The 18,229-nt window shown below is 63.4% G+C and carries 17 protein-coding genes, 2 tRNA genes and 2 pseudogenes; 12 read left to right on the top strand and 9 right to left on the bottom strand.

What is annotated here, in order from left to right:
- Window positions 1-76: 76 nt before the first annotated feature.
- Window positions 77-313, bottom strand: a pseudogene (locus AB0T83_RS05650) (transposase); the annotation flags it as partial.
- 79 nt (window positions 314-392) lie between these two features.
- Between AB0T83_RS05650 and AB0T83_RS05655 the strand changes: the two are divergent.
- Window positions 393-560, top strand: a pseudogene (locus AB0T83_RS05655) (integrase core domain-containing protein); the annotation flags it as partial.
- A gap of 182 nt (window positions 561-742) precedes the next feature.
- On the opposite strand, the gene AB0T83_RS05660 reads toward AB0T83_RS05655, so the two are convergent.
- On the bottom strand, window positions 743-3,517 hold the full coding sequence (locus tag AB0T83_RS05660; protein WP_366192075.1) for a helix-turn-helix transcriptional regulator: 2,775 nt from the start codon (window positions 3,515-3,517) through the stop codon (window positions 743-745).
- 169 nt (window positions 3,518-3,686) lie between these two features.
- Between AB0T83_RS05660 and AB0T83_RS05665 the strand changes: the two genes are divergently transcribed.
- Window positions 3,687-4,100, top strand: coding sequence for an ester cyclase (locus AB0T83_RS05665; protein WP_366192076.1), 414 nt, complete (start codon window positions 3,687-3,689; stop codon window positions 4,098-4,100).
- 208 nt (window positions 4,101-4,308) lie between these two features.
- Here the strand turns inward: AB0T83_RS05665 and AB0T83_RS05670 are convergent, their stop codons facing one another.
- The 6 genes from AB0T83_RS05670 to pdxH form a co-directional block, all read right to left on the bottom strand.
- The gene (locus AB0T83_RS05670) at window positions 4,309-5,292 is read right to left on the bottom strand and encodes a tyrosine-type recombinase/integrase (RefSeq protein ID WP_366192077.1); all 984 of its coding nucleotides are present in this window, start codon (window positions 5,290-5,292) and stop codon (window positions 4,309-4,311) included.
- Window positions 5,293-5,423: 131 nt separating this feature from the next.
- Window positions 5,424-5,507: transfer RNA gene (locus tag AB0T83_RS05675), tRNA-Leu, on the bottom strand.
- 83 nt (window positions 5,508-5,590) lie between these two features.
- Window positions 5,591-5,667: transfer RNA gene (locus AB0T83_RS05680), tRNA-Pro, on the bottom strand.
- A 46-nt stretch (window positions 5,668-5,713) separates the two neighbouring features.
- On the bottom strand, window positions 5,714-6,184 hold the full coding sequence (locus tag AB0T83_RS05685) for a DUF192 domain-containing protein (RefSeq protein ID WP_366192078.1): 471 nt from the start codon (window positions 6,182-6,184) through the stop codon (window positions 5,714-5,716).
- Between the two features lie 5 nt (window positions 6,185-6,189).
- Window positions 6,190-6,723, bottom strand: coding sequence for a cold-shock protein (locus AB0T83_RS05690; protein WP_366192079.1), 534 nt, complete (start codon window positions 6,721-6,723; stop codon window positions 6,190-6,192).
- 114 nt (window positions 6,724-6,837) lie between these two features.
- Window positions 6,838-7,443, bottom strand: a complete 606-nt coding sequence (gene pdxH / locus AB0T83_RS05695) for a pyridoxamine 5'-phosphate oxidase (RefSeq protein WP_366192080.1) — start codon at window positions 7,441-7,443, stop codon at window positions 6,838-6,840.
- A 157-nt stretch (window positions 7,444-7,600) separates the two neighbouring features.
- Between pdxH and fabI the strand changes: the two genes are divergently transcribed.
- The 5 genes from fabI (at window position 7,601) to trpE (ending at window position 12,999) form a co-directional block, all read left to right on the top strand.
- Window positions 7,601-8,407, top strand: coding sequence for an enoyl-ACP reductase FabI (fabI, locus tag AB0T83_RS05700; RefSeq protein WP_366192081.1), 807 nt, complete (start codon window positions 7,601-7,603; stop codon window positions 8,405-8,407).
- Window positions 8,404-9,018, top strand: coding sequence for a LysE family translocator (locus AB0T83_RS05705; RefSeq protein ID WP_366192082.1), 615 nt, complete (start codon window positions 8,404-8,406; stop codon window positions 9,016-9,018). Before fabI ends, AB0T83_RS05705 begins: the two co-directional genes overlap by 4 nt.
- A gap of 25 nt (window positions 9,019-9,043) precedes the next feature.
- Window positions 9,044-9,547 carry a xanthine phosphoribosyltransferase gene (gene gpt / locus AB0T83_RS05710; RefSeq protein ID WP_366192083.1) on the top strand — a complete coding sequence of 168 codons (504 nt, stop codon included), beginning with the start codon at window positions 9,044-9,046 and terminating at the stop codon, window positions 9,545-9,547.
- Between the two features lie 102 nt (window positions 9,548-9,649).
- Window positions 9,650-11,494, top strand: coding sequence for a peptidylprolyl isomerase (locus AB0T83_RS05715; protein ID WP_366192084.1), 1,845 nt, complete (start codon window positions 9,650-9,652; stop codon window positions 11,492-11,494).
- Complete coding sequence (gene trpE, locus AB0T83_RS05720) at window positions 11,491-12,999, top strand: anthranilate synthase component I (RefSeq protein WP_366192085.1); 1,509 nt, start codon at window positions 11,491-11,493, stop codon at window positions 12,997-12,999. The genes AB0T83_RS05715 and trpE overlap by 4 nt, the downstream gene beginning before the upstream one ends.
- A gap of 1 nt (window position 13,000) precedes the next feature.
- Here trpE and AB0T83_RS05725 read toward each other — a convergent pair whose 3' ends face one another.
- Window positions 13,001-13,438, bottom strand: coding sequence for a hypothetical protein (locus tag AB0T83_RS05725; protein WP_366192086.1), 438 nt, complete (start codon window positions 13,436-13,438; stop codon window positions 13,001-13,003).
- 725 nt (window positions 13,439-14,163) lie between these two features.
- Here AB0T83_RS05725 and AB0T83_RS05730 point away from each other — a divergent pair.
- From AB0T83_RS05730 to AB0T83_RS05750, 5 genes are read left to right on the top strand one after another with little or no spacing between them, the layout of a single operon-like run.
- Window positions 14,164-14,745 (top strand): anthranilate synthase component II, encoded by a 582-nt coding sequence (locus AB0T83_RS05730; protein ID WP_366192087.1) that lies wholly within the window; start codon window positions 14,164-14,166, stop codon window positions 14,743-14,745.
- Window positions 14,742-15,764 carry an anthranilate phosphoribosyltransferase gene (trpD, locus tag AB0T83_RS05735; protein WP_366192088.1) on the top strand — a complete coding sequence of 341 codons (1,023 nt, stop codon included), beginning with the start codon at window positions 14,742-14,744 and terminating at the stop codon, window positions 15,762-15,764. The genes AB0T83_RS05730 and trpD overlap by 4 nt, the downstream gene beginning before the upstream one ends.
- On the top strand, window positions 15,761-16,564 hold the full coding sequence (trpC, locus tag AB0T83_RS05740) for an indole-3-glycerol phosphate synthase TrpC (protein ID WP_366192089.1): 804 nt from the start codon (window positions 15,761-15,763) through the stop codon (window positions 16,562-16,564). The genes trpD and trpC overlap by 4 nt, the downstream gene beginning before the upstream one ends.
- The gene (gene moaC, locus AB0T83_RS05745) at window positions 16,561-17,037 is read left to right on the top strand and encodes a cyclic pyranopterin monophosphate synthase MoaC (protein WP_366192090.1); all 477 of its coding nucleotides are present in this window, start codon (window positions 16,561-16,563) and stop codon (window positions 17,035-17,037) included. Before trpC ends, moaC begins: the two co-directional genes overlap by 4 nt.
- A 2-nt stretch (window positions 17,038-17,039) precedes the next feature.
- Window positions 17,040-18,218, top strand: a complete 1,179-nt coding sequence (locus AB0T83_RS05750; protein ID WP_366192091.1) for a molybdopterin molybdotransferase MoeA — start codon at window positions 17,040-17,042, stop codon at window positions 18,216-18,218.
- The last annotated feature ends 11 nt before the right edge of the window (window positions 18,219-18,229 follow it).

Here is an 18,229-nt window from a genome sequence, read left to right on the forward strand (position 1 = left end):
GCTATCTAAGTCCTATGACCTTCGAGGAGCGAGCTATGAAAGCTTAAGTTGCCGTCCACGAAACCGGCAGCAGGCCAAAGATCGTCCCCGAGGTCACGCTAAACTGCTTATGGCACGCTGCGCACTTAAACCGGCGCCGGGTCGAAAGGTTATAGACGTCGACGCACCCACAGGCCGGGCAGACCGGCGACCCGTTGGTCGCCGGCCAACGCAAACGGCAAAACCGTTGATACGCAGCCTCTTCGCCTTCCGAGAAGCTCGACTTCAGCGACAGCGTTCTCGCAGCTGCCGACAGGAGAAAATGCTGCGCCATGGCGACCTAATAGTGAATAGATGTTCACTCCATGTTCCCATCCCGACGGCCAATCAAGCCTTTGGTGCATTTGCTACCTAAGACCGAATGTCTGAGCGCGCACTGGTTCATGAGCCTTGCGGTCGCGAGGGAAAAGCTGGAGGATTGGCGCAGACACTACAACGAGGACAGACCCCACAGCGCGATCGGATACAAAGTCCCGATTGCCATGCATTATCCCGATGGCGTCACCAGCCCGTCATCGTGAGACAGCCCGAAAAGTCCAGCCTCCGGCGGTCCAAGGTTGGGGAGCAGTGCACCAACCGACGGATTCTCCGAAAAGCTGGAGGGAAGTCGGGGCTCAGGTCAGGTCAAAGAAATCCTTCGCTGCGATTGAAGGAACACCGGTTTCGCTGAGCGCTAGAATCCGCGAAACAACATGAATGTTGACTAAGACAGTTGCTGCCCGCGAGAATTCCGCGTGCCTATCTTGGTCGGTCTTGCATCTGTCAAAAACTTCTCAGTGACCGCCTTTGCAGCAAGCTGGGTGCGCGACCTCACCTCCAGCTTCTCATAAATGTGCGAGAGGTGTACCTTTACGGTGCCGCGGGCAATGAACATACGTTCTGCGATCTCGGGATTGGACAGACCTTCTATCGCGAGGGACACCACACGACGTTCGGTCGGCGTCAGACTTTCCCAGCCCATCAATGGCCGCGCCCGTTTGCCCCGCATACGGGAGATTATACCGATAATCTCCTCAAGATCAGATTTAGCCGCTTTTGCCCTCAGTTCATCGTGCGCGGCCCCAAGTGCTCTTTCGAGCTTCTCAATCCGCAGTTCATGCTGTTCAATTTCAGCGCTGCCGCGGACAAGGCGCATGTCACTTCGGGACGCATCCACAAAGGCCAAAACACGGGCCGCATCTTCGTATTTTTCTTTAGCGATCAGAACTTCGGAAACCCCCTCCGTCGTCCGAAGCAATCCCGGCAGCAAGCCGGCATCGCTTTGAATTTCCAGTGCCTCATGATAAGCGACCTCGGCTTTTCCTGTATCTCCTCCGGCCAATGCGAGGCGTCCTCGCATGTAGCCGATCAGCCCATTTAGGAACGGGTTCTTGAGAGAGACCGACATTTCGGCGGCCTCATCGAGCAAAGCTTGGGCTTCGTCAAGACCGCCAAGGTCAATCTGAGCCGCTGCCGAGGCAATCGCCAACTGGGCGGCCCAGACGGGTATACCTGCCGCCTTCAACGCCTCGACATGCCCGTCGATCAAATCGAGTGTCGCTTGTGGACGCCCGGCTGCAACCTCGATCGTGCCCAACTGAAACATGATTTCCGGGACCGCCAGAAATGTCCCCGTGACGGTGGCCGTCTTCATCGCGCCGATCATTTCGCTGCGCGCTTCCTCGACCTGCCCGCGATCCGCCTTCAGCGCTGAGAACCATACCTTGGCGAAGCCGCCGGTTGCTGGGTCGCGCACACCGGTCGCATTTTCAATTGAGATGCCAAGAGCCTTCTCGGCTGCATCCAGATCACCGCCGTCCCGAGCAAAATATCCCTTCAAGGCATTGGCCCAGGCCGTGAGGTATCGGCTTTTATGTTTGCGGGCGACGGCGAGCAGTTTTTCGATCGACCTGCTGCCGCCGGCAATCTCATGCGAGAACATATAGACGGCGGTCAGCATCTTTATCGCGTGGGGTTCTGCCCAGTCGTCTGCTATCTCGCCGCCCAGTTGGATACTGCGGTTCAGGGATTCCGATGCGCCCTGCGGGTCAGAGACGGCTTGCGCGAAACCGATGATGTCCAAAGCGCGGGATTCGGTCCATTTGTCGCCAATCTCCTGCGACATCTCCAGGGCTTGCATGGCTCTTGGAAAAGCGAGATCCATACGACCGCCATAGGCACACACGTGAGAGGCTCCCCAAAGCGCGCGGGCCGTCAAGACTTCTGACGCGGCGTCCTTTGCCAAGGCCGTGTCGAACCAACGCATTCCATGCTGGTGCTGACCCCAGATCTCGTAATACCCTGTCAAGGCCGTCAGCAACCGAAGCAAACTCGCCGGATCATCCTGACTTTCCGCAAAAACCAGCGCATCTTCCAAGTTGTCGAATTCGCTCTGGATCTGGGTCATCAGCTCGGGCCCATCCCCAAGGATCAGCCTTTGCGCCCGGTATTCGGCAAAATCTATGAAATGCGCAAGGTGCGCCGCTCGCGCCGCGCTTGTTTCGCCCGCCGCCTCCAGCCGCTCCACGAAATACTCCCGCACCGTTTCCAGAAAGCGATAGCGTGGCTCGGGCGTTGAATGGTCGACCTGAACGATAGACATGTCGACGAGCCGTTGGGTCAGGTCAAGTACGATGTCGTCTCCTGTGTCGACCTCGGCGCCAATAATCTGCGCTGAATCGAGTGTAAATCCACGAAACACACAGAGCCGTCGCGCCAATGCCCGTTCAGCCGGTGTCATAAGATCATAGCTCCAGGCGACAGAGGCCCGCAGCGACCGGTGATGTCCGATCGCGTCCCGCGCCGCGCCTGTGAGCAGATCAAAACGGCTGTGCAAGCCCTCAAGGATCTGCGCCGGTGCCATCATTGACGTTCGCGCAGCCGCCAACTCGATTGCCAGTGGAATGCCATCCAGTCGCGCCACGATTTCGCGCGCAGTGGCGGAAGAAATTCCGTCGGCGGCCAATCGAGATCCGGCTTGGCGCGCCCGCTCTTCAAAAAGCGCAACTCCGCTTTCAATGCTGAGCGGTGGCACTTGATGGATAAATTCGCCTGAGAGACGTAGGGGTTCCCGGCTCGTGGCCAGCAGATGGACATCTGGCGCAGTCGCGAGAATTTGCTGCGCCAGTTCCGCGCAACCGGCAAGAACTTGTTCACAATTGTCGAGGACCAGTAACACCCGTTGATCGCTCAGTTGCTGTGCAATCGTCTCGGATAAGGGAATCTGGTTTTCCTCCAGAAGTCCCAGGACCCTGGATACTGCACCCGCTACGCCGCTATCCCGAAATACACCCGTCAGATCGATGAACCAGACTCCGTGCCGATAGCTCTCGACCAGCATCCGGGCCAGTTTCTTAGCGATGCGGGTCTTTCCGGTGCCCCCCGTGCCGCTGAGTGTGACCAGTCGCTCGGCATTCACAAGCTGGCGAAGCTCCGATAGCTCTGCGTCGCGCCCCACAAGCGAAGACAACTCCAGCGGCAGATTGGTATGTCTTTTCAATTTGATCCCCCCGGCCTCCCGACAGTTTGGCACAATCCGGAAGGGGTATAGGATTTTTTTTGCGCGATATATGCCACCTGGCAGATGTTCGACGGTTCGAACGGCCGTAAACCTAACTCACATCAGGATGTTCGGGGTGTTCCCGGATAGAAATCAAGGGGTTAGAATCATGACCATCGCTAAAACCGCACGTGAGTTCTTTGAAGCTTGTGAGACCGGAAAGGGTTGGGACGTATGCAAACAGTACTGCCACGACGACGCATCCTTTGACTGCCAGTCGGATGCCCTCGCCGACACCTCGACCCTGGAGGCATACACGAACTGGACGAAGGCCATCCTCACGCCGATGCCTGACGGGCACTATGAACTGAAGGGGTTTGCGGCTGACGAGGAACGCGGCACGGTGGTTGCAACATCGGTCTTCCACGGCACACAAACCGGCGAGGGCGGCCCGGTTCCTCCGACCGGAAAAACTATCGCGACGGATTACGCCTACTCGATGGAATTCGAAGGTGGCAAAATTCGTCACCTGACAAAAATCTGGAACGACGGGATCGCGATGCGTCAACTCGGCTGGGCCTAGTGTCGAGCCTGCGCCAACGAAGAAGAAGCGCCAATCCGACCGAAACTCGAGGGCTGCATGATTTGCGGCCCTCGATGCGTTGGCGGTCGGGGATAAGCAGAAGGGATGGATCGGTTTGAAGGGGTCTAGGCAGATTAGACCTTGCTGAACTAACCGGTCCGCAAGCGCGGAGAAAGTTCGGTTTCCGCCCAGTGCGCCATGAGCGCCCCTACCCTAGCCTCTTTGCAATATCCGCCGCCGTCTCCCGATAATAGGTGTTCAGGAGGATCTTCAGATCCCGGTGGCCACTGATCTTGGTCAGCGTCATCACATCCACGCGCCGCGACAGGTTGGTCAGCGCATATGCACGACTGTCATGGAACCGCGGGCCGGCCACCAGCGCCCGGTCGCGCAGCTTCCGCCACAGCGCGTCCAACCGAGCTGACGACAGGCCGAACACCGGATCGCAGCGCGGCAGTTGCCCCGGCAGCTCTACCGCCGCCCCGGTCATCGGCACATCGCGCGGCCGGCCGTTCTTGGTCATGGGCAGATGCGCGACACGGGCTTCCAGATCGATGTGGCCCCACGTCAGGCCGACGATCTCACCGGCCCGCATGGCCGTTTCGCAGGCGAACAGGAACGCATGGAGCGCGCGCGCCGTGGGCCGGGCCAGATCCGTCCCGGCCGCGATCGCCAGGCGCTCGAACTCATCCGCCGTGGGCAGCCGGTCGCGTGGCGGCGCCGCTTTCGGACGGCGCACGTCCGGTAGCGGGCTTTTCTCGATCAAATGCCACTCGCGCCGGGCCTGCGTCAGGACCGCGCCCAGCAGGTTCATGTCCCGCAGAACCGTGGCCGCGGACACATCGCGCAGCCGGTCACCGCGCCACAGGGCGATGTCGCCCGCCGTCAGCTCACCGATCGGGATGGCAGCTAGGGGATCGCTGCGGAACCGCTCGATCCGCCGAACCTCCCAGGCGTGGCTGCGCTTGGCGGGACTGACCTCGCGCGCATAGCGATCCAGCACATCGCCGAACAGCGTGCCCGAGGCTATCGTGCTGCTGTTGTGGATCTCGTATTCCGTCCGGGCAGCCCAGTCCCGCGCGGCGCGCCTGGTCGGAAACAGCCGGGTCCGACGCACCCCGTCGACGCAGACATGCGCCCGCCATTTGCCTTTGCTCAGCACAAACGGTGCGATCCCGCCCCCTTTACGCACGAATGGGTAAATCCTGCGAAGATTGATACGCGTTCATGCGCGCGTTTGGCGATCATTTTGGAGCAAGGGTAGTGAAAACCACCGCATTTACAGCGCGATGCACGCAGCGCGAGCGCACAGCCAAACGCTGCTGGTACCCGAGGCCGGACTCGAACCGGCACGCCTTGCGGCGGGGGATTTTGAATCCCCTGCGTCTACCATTCCGCCACTCGGGCCCGGACCGCGAAAGGGTGCGGTCTGCGCCTCCACGGTCTGGCAGGTTCAAGCGGGATGCTCAACCGGCCAAGGCCGTGGAAAATGGTCGGGACGGCAAGATTCGAACTTGCGACCTACGGTACCCAAAACCGTCGCGCTACCAGGCTGCGCTACGCCCCGACACCGGCAGTGCTTATCGCTGGGCGTCAGAAATGAAAAGACCAAATCACGGGCACGGCCAGGCGGCGTGTTCGGGATCGAATGCCGGATGCCGCATCTCGGTTCCGGGCGCCAGGCCAAGGACACCGCTCAGCCCGCCGTTGATCTCGAGCACGGCCAGAATGTCGGTGCCGCCGGGGATGCCGGTTTCATCCAGCGGGATGGCGTTTTCGTGGATCCGGCGCACGCGGCCATCCGCGCCCACGAAGATCATGTCCAATGGGATCAGGGTGTTGCGCATCCAGAAGGACACGCGTTGCGGATGCTCATAGACAAACAGCATACCGGAAGACCGCGGCAGGGACTTGCGATGCATCAGCCCTTGCGCTCGCTCCTGCCGATCATCGGCGACCTCGACGGAAAAGCTCGCCTGCCCCCAGGGGCCGCGCAGATCGACCCGGTCCGTCGCGCACCCCTGATCGGCCAACGCAGGCCCCGCGATGGAAATGGCCAGCAGCAGGGCCAGAATCTTGCGCATCGGAGCTATTCCTCGCCCGATTGCAGGGCGAATTCCCACGAGGTGACCAGGACCGCCATCAACCCGCGGCGGCCTTCGACCACGCGAACACAGACGGCTTCACCCGGTTGCAAATCGGCCAGTCCCGAGCGCCGCAAAACCTCGATGTGGATGAAGATGTCGCCGGCCTTACCGAAGGCATTGGCAAAGCCGAAGCCCTTGGACTTGTCGAACCACTTGACCCGCGCCGGTTCCAGCGGCCCGGCCTCGGCATCATCAAATTCCTCGGCATGGAAGGTGCCATGCGCCTCGATCTCAGTGGTCAAAGGCGGATCGATCCGTAAAACTTCGACCGCCTGCCGTCCGCGTGGCGTTTCATGCACGGCGATTTCGACCACGGCACCGTCGGCGACGGAACTTTGCCCGAAGTTCCGCAACACATTTGCATGCAAAAGGATGTCGGCCCCACCCGCATCCGCAACGACAAAACCAAATCCCTTGGCCGGGTCGAACCATTTGACCTGACCAATCAGAATCTCGGTTTCGTCTTCGGAACTCATATCACTAAATGGCATACTCTTCGTTTTCTATCCGTTTGGTCTAGGCACTTGATTTTGGTCTATAAACCTGCTTTTTCCAAGTGCCTATCCCGGTACGCGTTCAAGGTGAACAGTCTACGGGCTCAACCGCGTGACCGTCCATCCACTTCCCTCCTCCTCGCGCCGCCACTGAAAGCGGTTGTGCAGTCTGAACTCTCCATCTGCCCAGAACTCGATCTCGACCGGCGTGATCCTGTAGCCGCCCCAATGCGGCGGGCGCGCGGGGTGCGGGCCAAGCTTCAAGCCAAGGCGCGCCACATCGGCCATCAGGCTGGCCCGGCTTTTCAACGGTTGCGACTGCTCCGAGGCCCAGGCGCCGATCCGGCTTTGCAAGGGGCGCGAAGCGAAATAGGCGTCCGACTGTTCCGGCGACACCTGGCCGACCGGTCCCCGGACCCGGATCTGCCGCTTCAGCGACTTCCAGTGCAGCACGAAGGCCGCCTTGCCCGTGGCCGCGATCTCCTGACCCTTGGCGCTTTGATAGTTGGTGTAGAAGACAAATCCGTTGTCCTCGATCCCCCGCATCAGAACAACCCGGACATTGGGCAACCCTTCGGGATCCACGGTTGCCAGGGCCGCGGCGTCGGGATCGTTGACCTCGTGCTTGCGGGCCTCTTCCAGCCACTGGCGCGAGATCGCGAACGGATCCTCTCCGGAAAAAATGCCGGACCTTTCACTCATCGGCCGCCCCCCCACGGAACATACACGAAACCTTTCGCCGAAATTCCGACGATACTAGCACACTTGCCTAGGCAATACCTTGCCGCTTCACAGCCTTGAAGCCCCGCCACTGATCGCCTAAACGACCCTAACCCCTATCGTGCGCGGAGAATAAAGAATGTCAACTAAACTCATGCAAGGAAAGCGTGGCCTGATCATGGGTCTGGCCAATGACAAATCGATTGCATGGGGTATCGCCAAGACCTGTGTCGAGCACGGGGCGGAGCTGGCGTTCTCCTATCAGGGCGGGCCGCTGAAGAAGCGGGTCGAGCCTCTGGCGGCGCAACTCGGCTCGGATCTGGTGCTGGAATGCGACGTGGCCGACCCGGCTTCGCTGGATGCGCTGTTCGCGACGCTGGAAGAGAAATGGGGCAAGCTGGATTTCGTGGTCCACGCCATCGGATTTTCCGACAAGAGCGAGTTGCGGGGCCGCTATGTCGACACCAGCCCGGCGAATTTCCAGACCACGATGGACATCTCGGTGTACTCCTTCACCGCCGTGTGCCAGCGGGCCGAAAAGCTGATGACCGACGGTGGCTCCTGCCTGACCATGACCTACTACGGCGCCGAAAAAGTCATGCCGCATTACAACGTCATGGGCGTCGCCAAGGCAGCGCTTGAAGCTTCAGTGCGCTACCTGGCCGAGGATCTTGGCAAGGACGGCATTCGCGTCAACGCGATCTCGGCCGGCACCATCAAGACCCTTGCTGCCAGCGGGATCGGCGATTTCCGCTACATCATGAAGTGGAACGAATACAACGCGCCGCTGCGCCGGACCGTGACCCAGGAAGAGGTCGGGAAATCGGCGCTGTACCTGCTGTCCGATCTGGGCTCGGCCACCACCGGCGAGGTGCTTCATGTGGACGCGGGCTATCACGTGGTCGGCATGAAGGCTGTCGACGCGCCGGACATCGCCAAGGGATGACGCTGGTCGCTTTCCTGACCGTGGCCACGCTGCACCTGCTGGCCGCCATCAGTCCGGGACCGGCCTTCGTGATGTGCCTGCGGGTGTCGGTCGCCGAAGGGTTCCGCCCGGCGGTGGCGCTGTCACTGGGCATGGGTCTGGGCGCGACCCTCTGGGCCTTCGCGGCACTGGCCGGACTGGCGGTTCTGTTCGAGGTTCTGCCCATGGCCCTGACCGTCCTGCGCTTTGCCGGGGCGGCCTTCCTGATATGGCTGGCGGTGATGATGTGGAAACACGCCCGCAAGCCCCTGCCCCAGTCCGCACCCGACGTGCCGGTGCGCGGAAGTGCCTCGGCCTTCCGGCTGGGGATCACGACGCAACTGGCCAACCCCAAGCCCGCCGTCTTTTTCGGCGCGGTCTTCGTCGGATTGGTGCCGGGCGATACCGCGCTGTGGGTCAAGGCCCTTCTGCTGGCAGTGGTCTTCCTGAACGAGGCGCTGTGGTACATCGCGGTGTCGCGCCTGATGTCTGGGCGACCGGCCCAGACGCTTTATCGCAAGGCCAAGACCCATCTGGACCGCCTGTTCGGCGGGCTGATGGCGGCGCTGGCCGTGAAACTCGCAGCCGGGTAGGAACCCCGGACAAGGGAGGTCGAAGATGACGGATCGTCTGCCACACGAGAAAGGGTTCCACATCAGCTGGGACCAGATCCACCGCGACAGCCGGGCGCTGGCCTGGCGGCTGGACAAGCGCGGCCCCGGCCCGGACGGCGGCTGGAAGGCCATCGTCGCGATCACCCGTGGCGGTATGGCCCCGGCGATGATCATCGCGCGCGAACTGGACATCCGCACCGTGGATACGATCTCGATCAAGAGCTACGACAACCAGACCCAAAGCGACACGCAGGTGCTGAACACGCCGGACCCGGATCTGATGGGCGACGGCACCGGTATTCTGGTCATCGATGACCTGGTGGACAGCGGCAAGACGCTGGAAGTTGTGCGCGCCATGTATCCCAAGGCGCATTTCGCCACCGTCTATGCCAAACCCAAGGGCGAGCCGATGGTGGACACCTTCATCACCGGCGTCAGCCAGGACACCTGGATCTTCTTCCCGTGGGACATGGCCCTGCAGTACGTCGAGCCCTACCGCGGCACCTGACGCCGCCCCCACCCGCGCCGGATTACCCGGCGCCACGACTTGGTTGCTGGCCCCTGCGAAAGGGCCTACACCCGGCTGAACACTAGAGACAGGGCAGATCTCATGGCTAAAAAAGGCAAGGCCTCGCAACTCGTGGTCTGGGTGCTGATGGCGATGCTTATCGTCGGGCTCGCGGGCTTCGGCGTGGGCAATTTCGGCGGCACCATCACCAATGTGGCCACGGTTGGCGAAACCGAGGTGGACATCGACACCTATGGCCGCGCCTTGCAGCGCGACATGCAGGAACTGGAAGCCGCCACCGGCCAGCCCGCCTCGATGGCCGATCTTCAGGCACAAGGCCGCGACGTGGCCGTGCTGCAAGGGCTTCTGGGCACCGCCGCGCTGGATGAAGCCACCCGTCTGGCCGGCCTGTCGGTGGGCGACGAACGTGTCAGCAGCCAGATCCGCGACATCGAGGCTTTTCAGGGGCTCGACGGCAAGTTCGACCGCGAAGCCTATGAATTCGCTCTGGATCGCAACCAGATGTCGGTGGAACAGTTCGAAGATTCGGTGCGTCAGGATCTGGCCCGCAACCTGTTTCAGGCGGCACTGGTCTCGGGTCTGTCGCCGCAGCCTGCCTATGCCGACGCGATCTATCGCTTCATCGCGGAACGCCGGACGCTCAGCCTGATCCGCATGACCGAGGACGATCTTGAAGCCCCGGTGGCGGCCCCCGATGCCGCCGCCATTCAGGCACATTACGAGGCCAACATCGACGCCTATACCCTGCCCCAGCGCAAGGCGATCACTTACTCCTGGCTGACCCCCGAAATGCTGGCCGAAACCATCGAGGTCGAAGAGGCCACGCTGCGCGCCGCCTATGACGCCCGCGCCGAGGAGTTCAACATCCCCGAGCGCCGTCTGGTCGAACGTCTGGCCTTTGCCGACGAGACCGCCGCACGGGAGGCTATGGCCGCGATCGAAGACGGCACCGCCGAGTTCGATAATTTCCTGACCGAGCGCGAGCTGACCGTGGATGACGTGGATCTGGGCGCCGTGTCCCGTGACGATCTGGGCGCCGCCGCCGACGGCGTGTTTGCCCTGACTGAAGCCGGTGTGGTCGGCCCCCTGCCCAGCACCCTCGGCCCGGCGCTGTTCCGCGTCTCTGCCATCCTGTCGCCGCAGAGCACGACCTTCGAAGACGCCCGCGACCTGCTTGCAGCCGAATTGCAGGTCGAAGCCGCCCTCAGCCAGCTGGACAACGAACTGGAACCGCTGGAAGATCTTCTTGCCGGCGGCGCCACGCTGGAAGACCTGGCCACGGAAACCCCGATGGAGCTGGGCACGGTGGAATGGTTCGGCCCGGCGCCGGAAGGTATCGCCGCCTATGCGACCTTCAACGAGTTGGCCGCCCAGGCAACTCCCGACGATTTCCCCGAAGTGCGGCAGTTGGACGATGGCGCGCTGTTCGCGATCCGCGTGGATGAGATCATCCCGCCGACGGTGCAACCGCTCGACGACGTGATCGATGCGGCCACAGAGGCAGCCCGCGAGGCCGCCGTGCGCGACGCCCTGCGCGTTCGCGTGACCGAGTTGGAAGAAGCCCTGTCGTCGGGCCTGTCGGCCACCGATCTGGGGCTGGAGCCGCTGGTGGTGAACAACATCACCCGCACCTCGGTCCCCGAAGGGGTTCCGCTGGAGGCAGCCGAGCGCATCTTCACGCTGGAAGAAGGCGAGATCGAGGTCATCGAGGATGGCGCAGCACTGGTGCTGCTCCGCAACGACGAGATCCTGCCGCCTTCCGAGGATGATCCCAATGCCGCCATGCTGCGCCAGGTTCTGGGCCAGCAGGCCAGCGAACAGATGGCGCAGGACGTGCTGAACGAGATCGCCCGCGCCATGGAAATCCGCGCCGGGATCACCATCAACCAGGCCGCCCTGAACGCGGTGCACGCGCAACTGCCATGAGCCTGACCCCGTCCTTCGAGGCTTTCACGGAAGGCCATGCCGCCGGGCGCAACCAGCTGGTCTATACCCGGCTGGCCGCCGATCTGGATACCCCCGTATCGCTGATGCTGAAGCTGGGCGACGCGGGCACCGACACCTTCATGCTGGAGTCCGTCACCGGCGGCGAGGTGCGCGGACGCTATTCGATCATCGGTCTGAAGCCCGACCTGATCTGGGACTGCCGCGGCACGCAGGCGCGCCTGAACCGTGCCGCCCGCTATGATCGCGACGGCTTCGTGCCCGAGGAGGCCGCTCCGTTGGAGTCGCTGCGCGCGCTGATCGCTGAAAGCCGGATCGAGATGCCCGACGACCTGCCGGCCTCGGCCGCCGGGCTGTTCGGCTATTTGGGCTATGACATGATCCGGCTGGTCGAACACCTGCCGGGCGTCAATCCCGACCCGTTGGGTCTGCCCGATGCGATGCTGATGCGGCCCTCGGTCGTGGTGGTGCTGGACGGTGTGAAGGGCGAGGTCACCGTGGTCTCGCCGGTCTGGACTCGCGACCGCCTGTCGGCCCGCGCCGCCTATGCCCAGGCCGCCGAACGCGTCATGGATGCGGTGCGCGACCTGTCCCGCCCGGTTGCGGGGGAAAGCCGCAATCTGGGTGCGCCCGCCACCAGCGCCGAACCGGTGTCGAATTTCACCAAGGACGGCTATCTAGCGGCAGTCGAGAAGGCCAAGGACTACATCCGCGCAGGCGATATTTTCCAGGTGGTCCCGGCACAGCGCTGGACCCAGAAATTCGACCTGCCGCCCTTCGCGCTGTATCGGTCGTTGCGGCGCACCAATCCGTCGCCCTTCATGTTCTTTTTCAACTTCGGCGGCTTCCAGGTGATCGGCGCCAGCCCCGAGATTCTGGTGCGGGTCTTCGGGCGCGAAGTCACCATCCGCCCCATCGCCGGCACCCGCCCACGCGGCGCCACGCCCGCCGAGGACAAGGCGCTGGAACGGGATCTGCTGTCAGACCCCAAGGAATTGGCCGAGCATCTGATGCTGCTGGACCTTGGCCGCAACGACACCGGACGGGTGTCGAAGATTGGCACCGTGCGCCCGACCGAGGAATTCATCATCGAACGCTACAGCCACGTCATGCACATCGTGTCAAATGTGGTGGGCGAGTTGAGCGAAGATCACGACGCCCTGTCGGCGCTGCTGGCCGGGCTTCCGGCGGGCACCGTGTCCGGCGCGCCCAAGGTCCGCGCGATGGAGATCATCGACGAGCTGGAACCGGAAAAGCGCGGCATCTATGGCGGTGGTGTGGGTTACTTCGCGGCCAATGGCGATATGGACATGTGCATCGCCCTGCGCACCGCCGTGCTGAAGGATCAGAACCTGTACATCCAGGCCGGTGGCGGCGTGGTCTACGACAGCGATCCCGAGGCAGAGTGGCAAGAAACCGTCAACAAATCCAAGGCGATCCGCATGGCGGCCGAGGATGCCGCGCGCTTCGACGGCTCCAACAGCTAGGTCAGCGCGTCAACCAGGACAGGGGCACCGGGGTCACCCCGGCGCCCTCTTTCGCCAGCCAGTCGCCAACGGCTTGCAACACCGCAGGATCCTCGCCCAGCAGAACCGCCACGCGGCCATCGCGTTGGGCGCGCAGACGCAAGGCTTGCAGGTTTTCGGGCATCACGGCACCTGGCTCGGTAAACCGGCGATAGAGCGGCACCAGCGTGGAAGGATCGCTCAGAAGTGAGGCTCGCGCGGAACCGTCGAGGCGGACCCGTTCCAGCACTTCGCCGTCCCCGATTGCATCGCGCACCGCGACGCTCATCACCCAGTCTGGCAGCGCGCGCCCTGCACCCTCGGCAATGAACGCCACCAGCGGGCCATCCGGCCGCCGCCAGATCGGTGTTGGCGCAGGCAGATCCACATTCGGCGTGGTTGCCAGAGAAACGCGGAACACCTGCGGTACAGCCGATGTCGGTACCGCCGCCACTGATGACGCAACGCTCACACCCGTAACGGGGTCCGGGGCCTGTGCAATCATCTCCACCTGTGACAGCCCGCGCGCAGGCAGCCCCCGTTGCGGCGCTGAAATCTCGAGTATCGGAGTGGCGTGGGGTTTTGGTTCCAGAACCGGGCGGGCAGGTAGCGCAAGGTCTGGCCGAGACGGTTCGGCATCATTCACGGCGACTGGCTCTGGGTCCGCAGGGGGTATTGCGGCGGGCAGTACCTCGGCGATAGTCCCAACCCCAGCTTCCAGAACGTGCGGCTCTTCGGGACGTTCTGGCACCTGATCTGACAGTGTCACGGCTTGGGCACCCGAACCTAAAGGCGCCGCAACCTTGGCCAAAGATCCCCGTTCCACAGCCTTCGCGGGCGCGCCGGTCACGGCCTCCCATCTTACGTCCTGCGGGGGCTCTAGGTCCCGGAAATCTACGGGCATCGGATCAGACGGTTCAAACACCGCGACAGGATCATCGCCACGCTGCGATTCCAGAACCAAGGCGGCCGTGAACAGGATGATCCCGCCCACGATGACGCCCCAGAAAGCTCCTGTCAGAAATCCGCGTCCCACGCCTGCCCGTGCTCCGATCCTGCTGTGTCCTCACTGGTAGCGCCTTGTTCCCCCCTTGACCACCCGCGCCTTAACTGGGCAGATGTGCCAGGCTTTGAAGGACCGGGGACATGCTGCTTCTCATCGATAACTACGACAGTTTCACCTATAATCTCGTGCATTATCTGGGCGAACTGGGTGCCGATGTGACAGTGCATCGCAACGACAAGATCACGGTCGAGGATGCCCTGGCGCTGAACCCATCGGCCATCGTGCTGTCGCCCGGTCCCTGTGATCCGGCGCAGGCGGGCATCTGCCTGGACCTGACCCGCGCCGCCGCACAAGCCGGGGTGCCGCTGCTGGGGGTCTGTCTTGGCCATCAGACCATCGGCGAGGCGTTCGGCGGCAAGGTCGTGCGCTGCCACGAGATCGTGCACGGCAAGGCCGGCACCATCCTGCACGAGGGCAAGGGCGTGTTTGCCGGCCTGCCCTCGCCGCTGTCCGGCACGCGCTATCATTCGCTGATCGTCGACCGTGACAGCCTGCCCGACTGTCTGGAAGTCACCGCCTGGCTGGAAGACGGCACCATGATGGGGCTACGCCACCGCGATCTGCCGGTGGAAGGCGTGCAGTTTCATCCCGAAAGCATCCGTTCCGAGCATGGGCACGCCATGCTGAAAACCTTTCTCGACAGTGCCAAGGTGCCCGCATGAGTGACATTCTGAAACCGCTGATCGGTCTGGCCGCAGACCGCCCGCTGACCGCAGACGAGGCCTTGGCCGCTTTTGAGACCCTGTTCGACGGCACCGCCACGCCCAGCCAGATCGGCGGCTTCCTGATGGCGCTTCGGACGCGGGGCGAAACCGTGGACGAAATCGCCGCCGCCGCCGCCGTGATGCGCGCCCGCTGCGCCAAGGTGGCCGCACCCAAGGGCGCGATGGATATCGTCGGCACCGGCGGTGATGGCATGGGCACGCTCAATATTTCCACCGCGACGGCTTTCGTCGTGGCGGGTGCCGGTGTGCCGGTGGCCAAGCACGGCAACCGTAACCTCAGTTCAAAATCCGGCGCGGCAGATGCGCTGGGGCAGATGGGCATCAACGTGATGATCGACGCGCAAGCCACTGAGAAGGCGCTGGAGCAGGTCGGTATCTGCTTCATGATGGCGCCGATGCATCACCCGGCGATCAAGCACGTCATGCCCACCCGGCAGGAGCTTGGCACCCGCACGGTGTTCAACCTGCTCGGCCCGCTGACCAATCCCGCGGGCGTCAAGCGCCAGTTGACCGGCGCCTTTTCCCGCGACTGGATCCGGCCGATGGCGGAAACGCTGGCGGCGCTGGGGTCAGAACGCGCCTGGCTGGTGCACGGCAGCGACGGCACCGACGAATTGTCGATCTGTGGTGAAAGCTATGTCGCCGCGCTGGAAGATGACCGCATCGAGGACCGCACCCTTCACCCCGAAGACGCCGGGCTGCCCGTACATCCCTTTGAAGCCATCCTCGGCGGCTCGCCCGAGGAAAATGGCGTGGCGTTCCGCGCCTTGCTGGACGGCGCGCCGGGCGCCTACCGGGATGCGGTCTGCCTGAACGCCGCCGCAGCCCTGGTCATCGCCGACAAGGCTGCCGACCTGAAAGACGGCGCGGTCATGGCACAAGAGAGCATCGACAGCGGCAAGGCCCTGAAGAAAGTGCAGGATCTGGCCCGCGTCACAACGGAGCTTGCGGCATGAGCACCACCATCCTGGACAAGATCAAGGCCTACAAGCTGGAACATGTGGCGGCCTGCAAGCGCGACCTGTCGATGGCCGAGCAGGAGGTCCGCGCCCGCGCCGCCAGCCCCACGCGCGGCTTCGCCACGGCGCTGAAGGCGGCGCAGCAGGACGGCTATGGCCTGATTGCCGAGATCAAGAAAGCCAGCCCCTCCAAAGGGTTGATCCGCGCCGATTTCGATCCCCCCGCTCTGGCCCGTGCTTATGAGGCCGGCGGCGCGACGTGCCTGTCGGTGCTGACCGACGCCCCGTCTTTCCAGGGCGCGGACGGGTTCCTGACCGCTGCCCGTGACGCGGTCTCGCTGCCCGCGCTGCGCAAGGATTTTATGTATGATCCCTATCAGGTGGCCGAGGCCCGGGGTCTGGGCGCCGATTGCATTCTGATCATCATGGCCAGTGTCGAGGACGGTCAGGCCGCCGAACTGGAAGACGCGGCGTTCGGCTGGGGCATGGATGTGTTGATCGAAGTGCATGATGCCGCCGAACTGGACCGCGCGCTGGACCTGAAGTCGCCCCTCATCGGGATCAACAACCGCAATCTCAAGACCTTCGAGACCTCGCTGGACACCACCCGCGATCTGGCGCCGCGCGTGCCGGATGACCGGTTGGTCGTCGGGGAATCAGGCTTGTTCACCCGCGAGGATCTGGCTTCGATGGCCGAGACCGGCGTGCGCACCTTCCTGATCGGTGAAAGCCTGATGCGGCAGGACGATGTGGAAGCTGCCACGCGCGCGCTGCTGTCGGACCCGGTGAGCGCATGAGCGGGCTGACCCATTTCGATGCGCAGGGACAGGCGCATATGGTGGATGTCTCGGAAAAGCCGGTGACGTCGCGCATGGCCGTGGCGTCAGGTTGCGTGAAGATGGCGCCGGAAACCCTTGCAATCATTACGGAAGGTCGCGCGAAGAAGGGCGATGTCCTGGCGGTGGCACGGCTGGCCGGCATCATGGGCGCGAAGAAAACCGCCGAGTTGATCCCCCTGTGCCATCCGCTGCCGATCACCAAGGTCGCCGTCGAGTTGACTCCGGACGACGGCCTTCCCGGCGTGCGGATCGAAGCCACCGTCAAGACTTCGGGCCAGACCGGGGTGGAGATGGAAGCGTTGACAGCGGTCTCCACCGCCGCGCTGACCCTTTACGACATGGTCAAGGCGGTCGAGAAATCCATGGAAATCAGCGATATTCGTCTTGAGATGAAGGACGGCGGCAAGTCCGGACGCTACGAGGCGGTCTGAGCATGATCTCTGTTTCCGAGGCGCTGACCGGAATTTTCGACCTGCTGACCCCCCTGCCTGCGGAAACCGTGCCGCTGCGCGCCGCAGCGGGCCGGGTGTTGGCCGAAGACGCCGTGGCCGCGCGGGACCAACCGCCTTTCGACGCCGCCGTGATGGATGGCTACGCGGTGGCGGACGCAGGCTCGCTTGTCGGGCAAACCCTGCGCGTGGTGGGCGAAGCCGCTGCCGGGCATGCGCTGGAGCGGCGCATCGGTCCAGGCGAGGCCGCGCGGATCTTCACCGGGGCGCCGATGCCCTCCGGCACCTGCCGCGTCATCATGCAGGAAGACACCCGCGCCGGCGGCGCGACCGTGACGATTGGGGAAGACGACCCGGAGAACCGTTTCGTCCGCCCGCTGGGCAGCGATTTCCAGGCCGGAGATCACCTGAAAGCCGCGCGCCGCCTGACGCCGATGGACGTGGTGCTGCTGGCCGCAATGAATACGGCCGAGGTGCGCGTGACCCGCCGCCCTGAGGTCGCGATCCTGTCGACCGGCGACGAGCTGGTTCTGCCCGGCGAAACGCCGCGCGCCGACCAGATCATCGCATCGAACGGCTTTGGACTGGCCGCTTTGGCGGAACAGGCCGGGGCGCGGGCGCGGTTGCTGCCGGTGGTGCGCGATCGGATGGAGGCGCTGGAGGCCGCGTTTGACCTCTGCGCCGGGGCCGATCTGATCGTGACCAGCGGTGGCGCCTCGGTCGGCGATCATGACCTGCTGGGGCGCGACCTGTCAGAGCTTGGGCTGACGCGTAATTTCTACAAGGTGGCGATGCGTCCGGGCAAACCGCTGATGGCGGGCACGTTGCGCGGAACCCCGATGATCGGCCTGCCGGGGAACCCCGTATCCTCAATGGTTTGCGGGATTATTTTCATGCAACCGGCGATACATGCTTTGGCCGGATTACCGCCGCGACCCGCGCCGCGTCACCGCCTGCGGCTTGCGGTGGATCTGCCCGAAAATGGCGGGCGCGAACACTATATGCGGGCGCGGCTGGGGCCGGAGGGGGTCACCCCCTTCACCAGCCAGGACAGCAGCCTGCAAAAAATCCTCTCCGAGGCCGACGCGCTGATCGTCCGTCCCCCGCGCGATCCCGCTCGCAAGGCCGGGGAAATGATCGAGGCTGTTCCACTGCGCCCGTGATTGACACAAAA

The organism is Meridianimarinicoccus marinus (genome assembly GCF_040689105.1).
GTDB lineage: Bacteria > Pseudomonadota > Alphaproteobacteria > Rhodobacterales > Rhodobacteraceae > Meridianimarinicoccus > Meridianimarinicoccus marinus.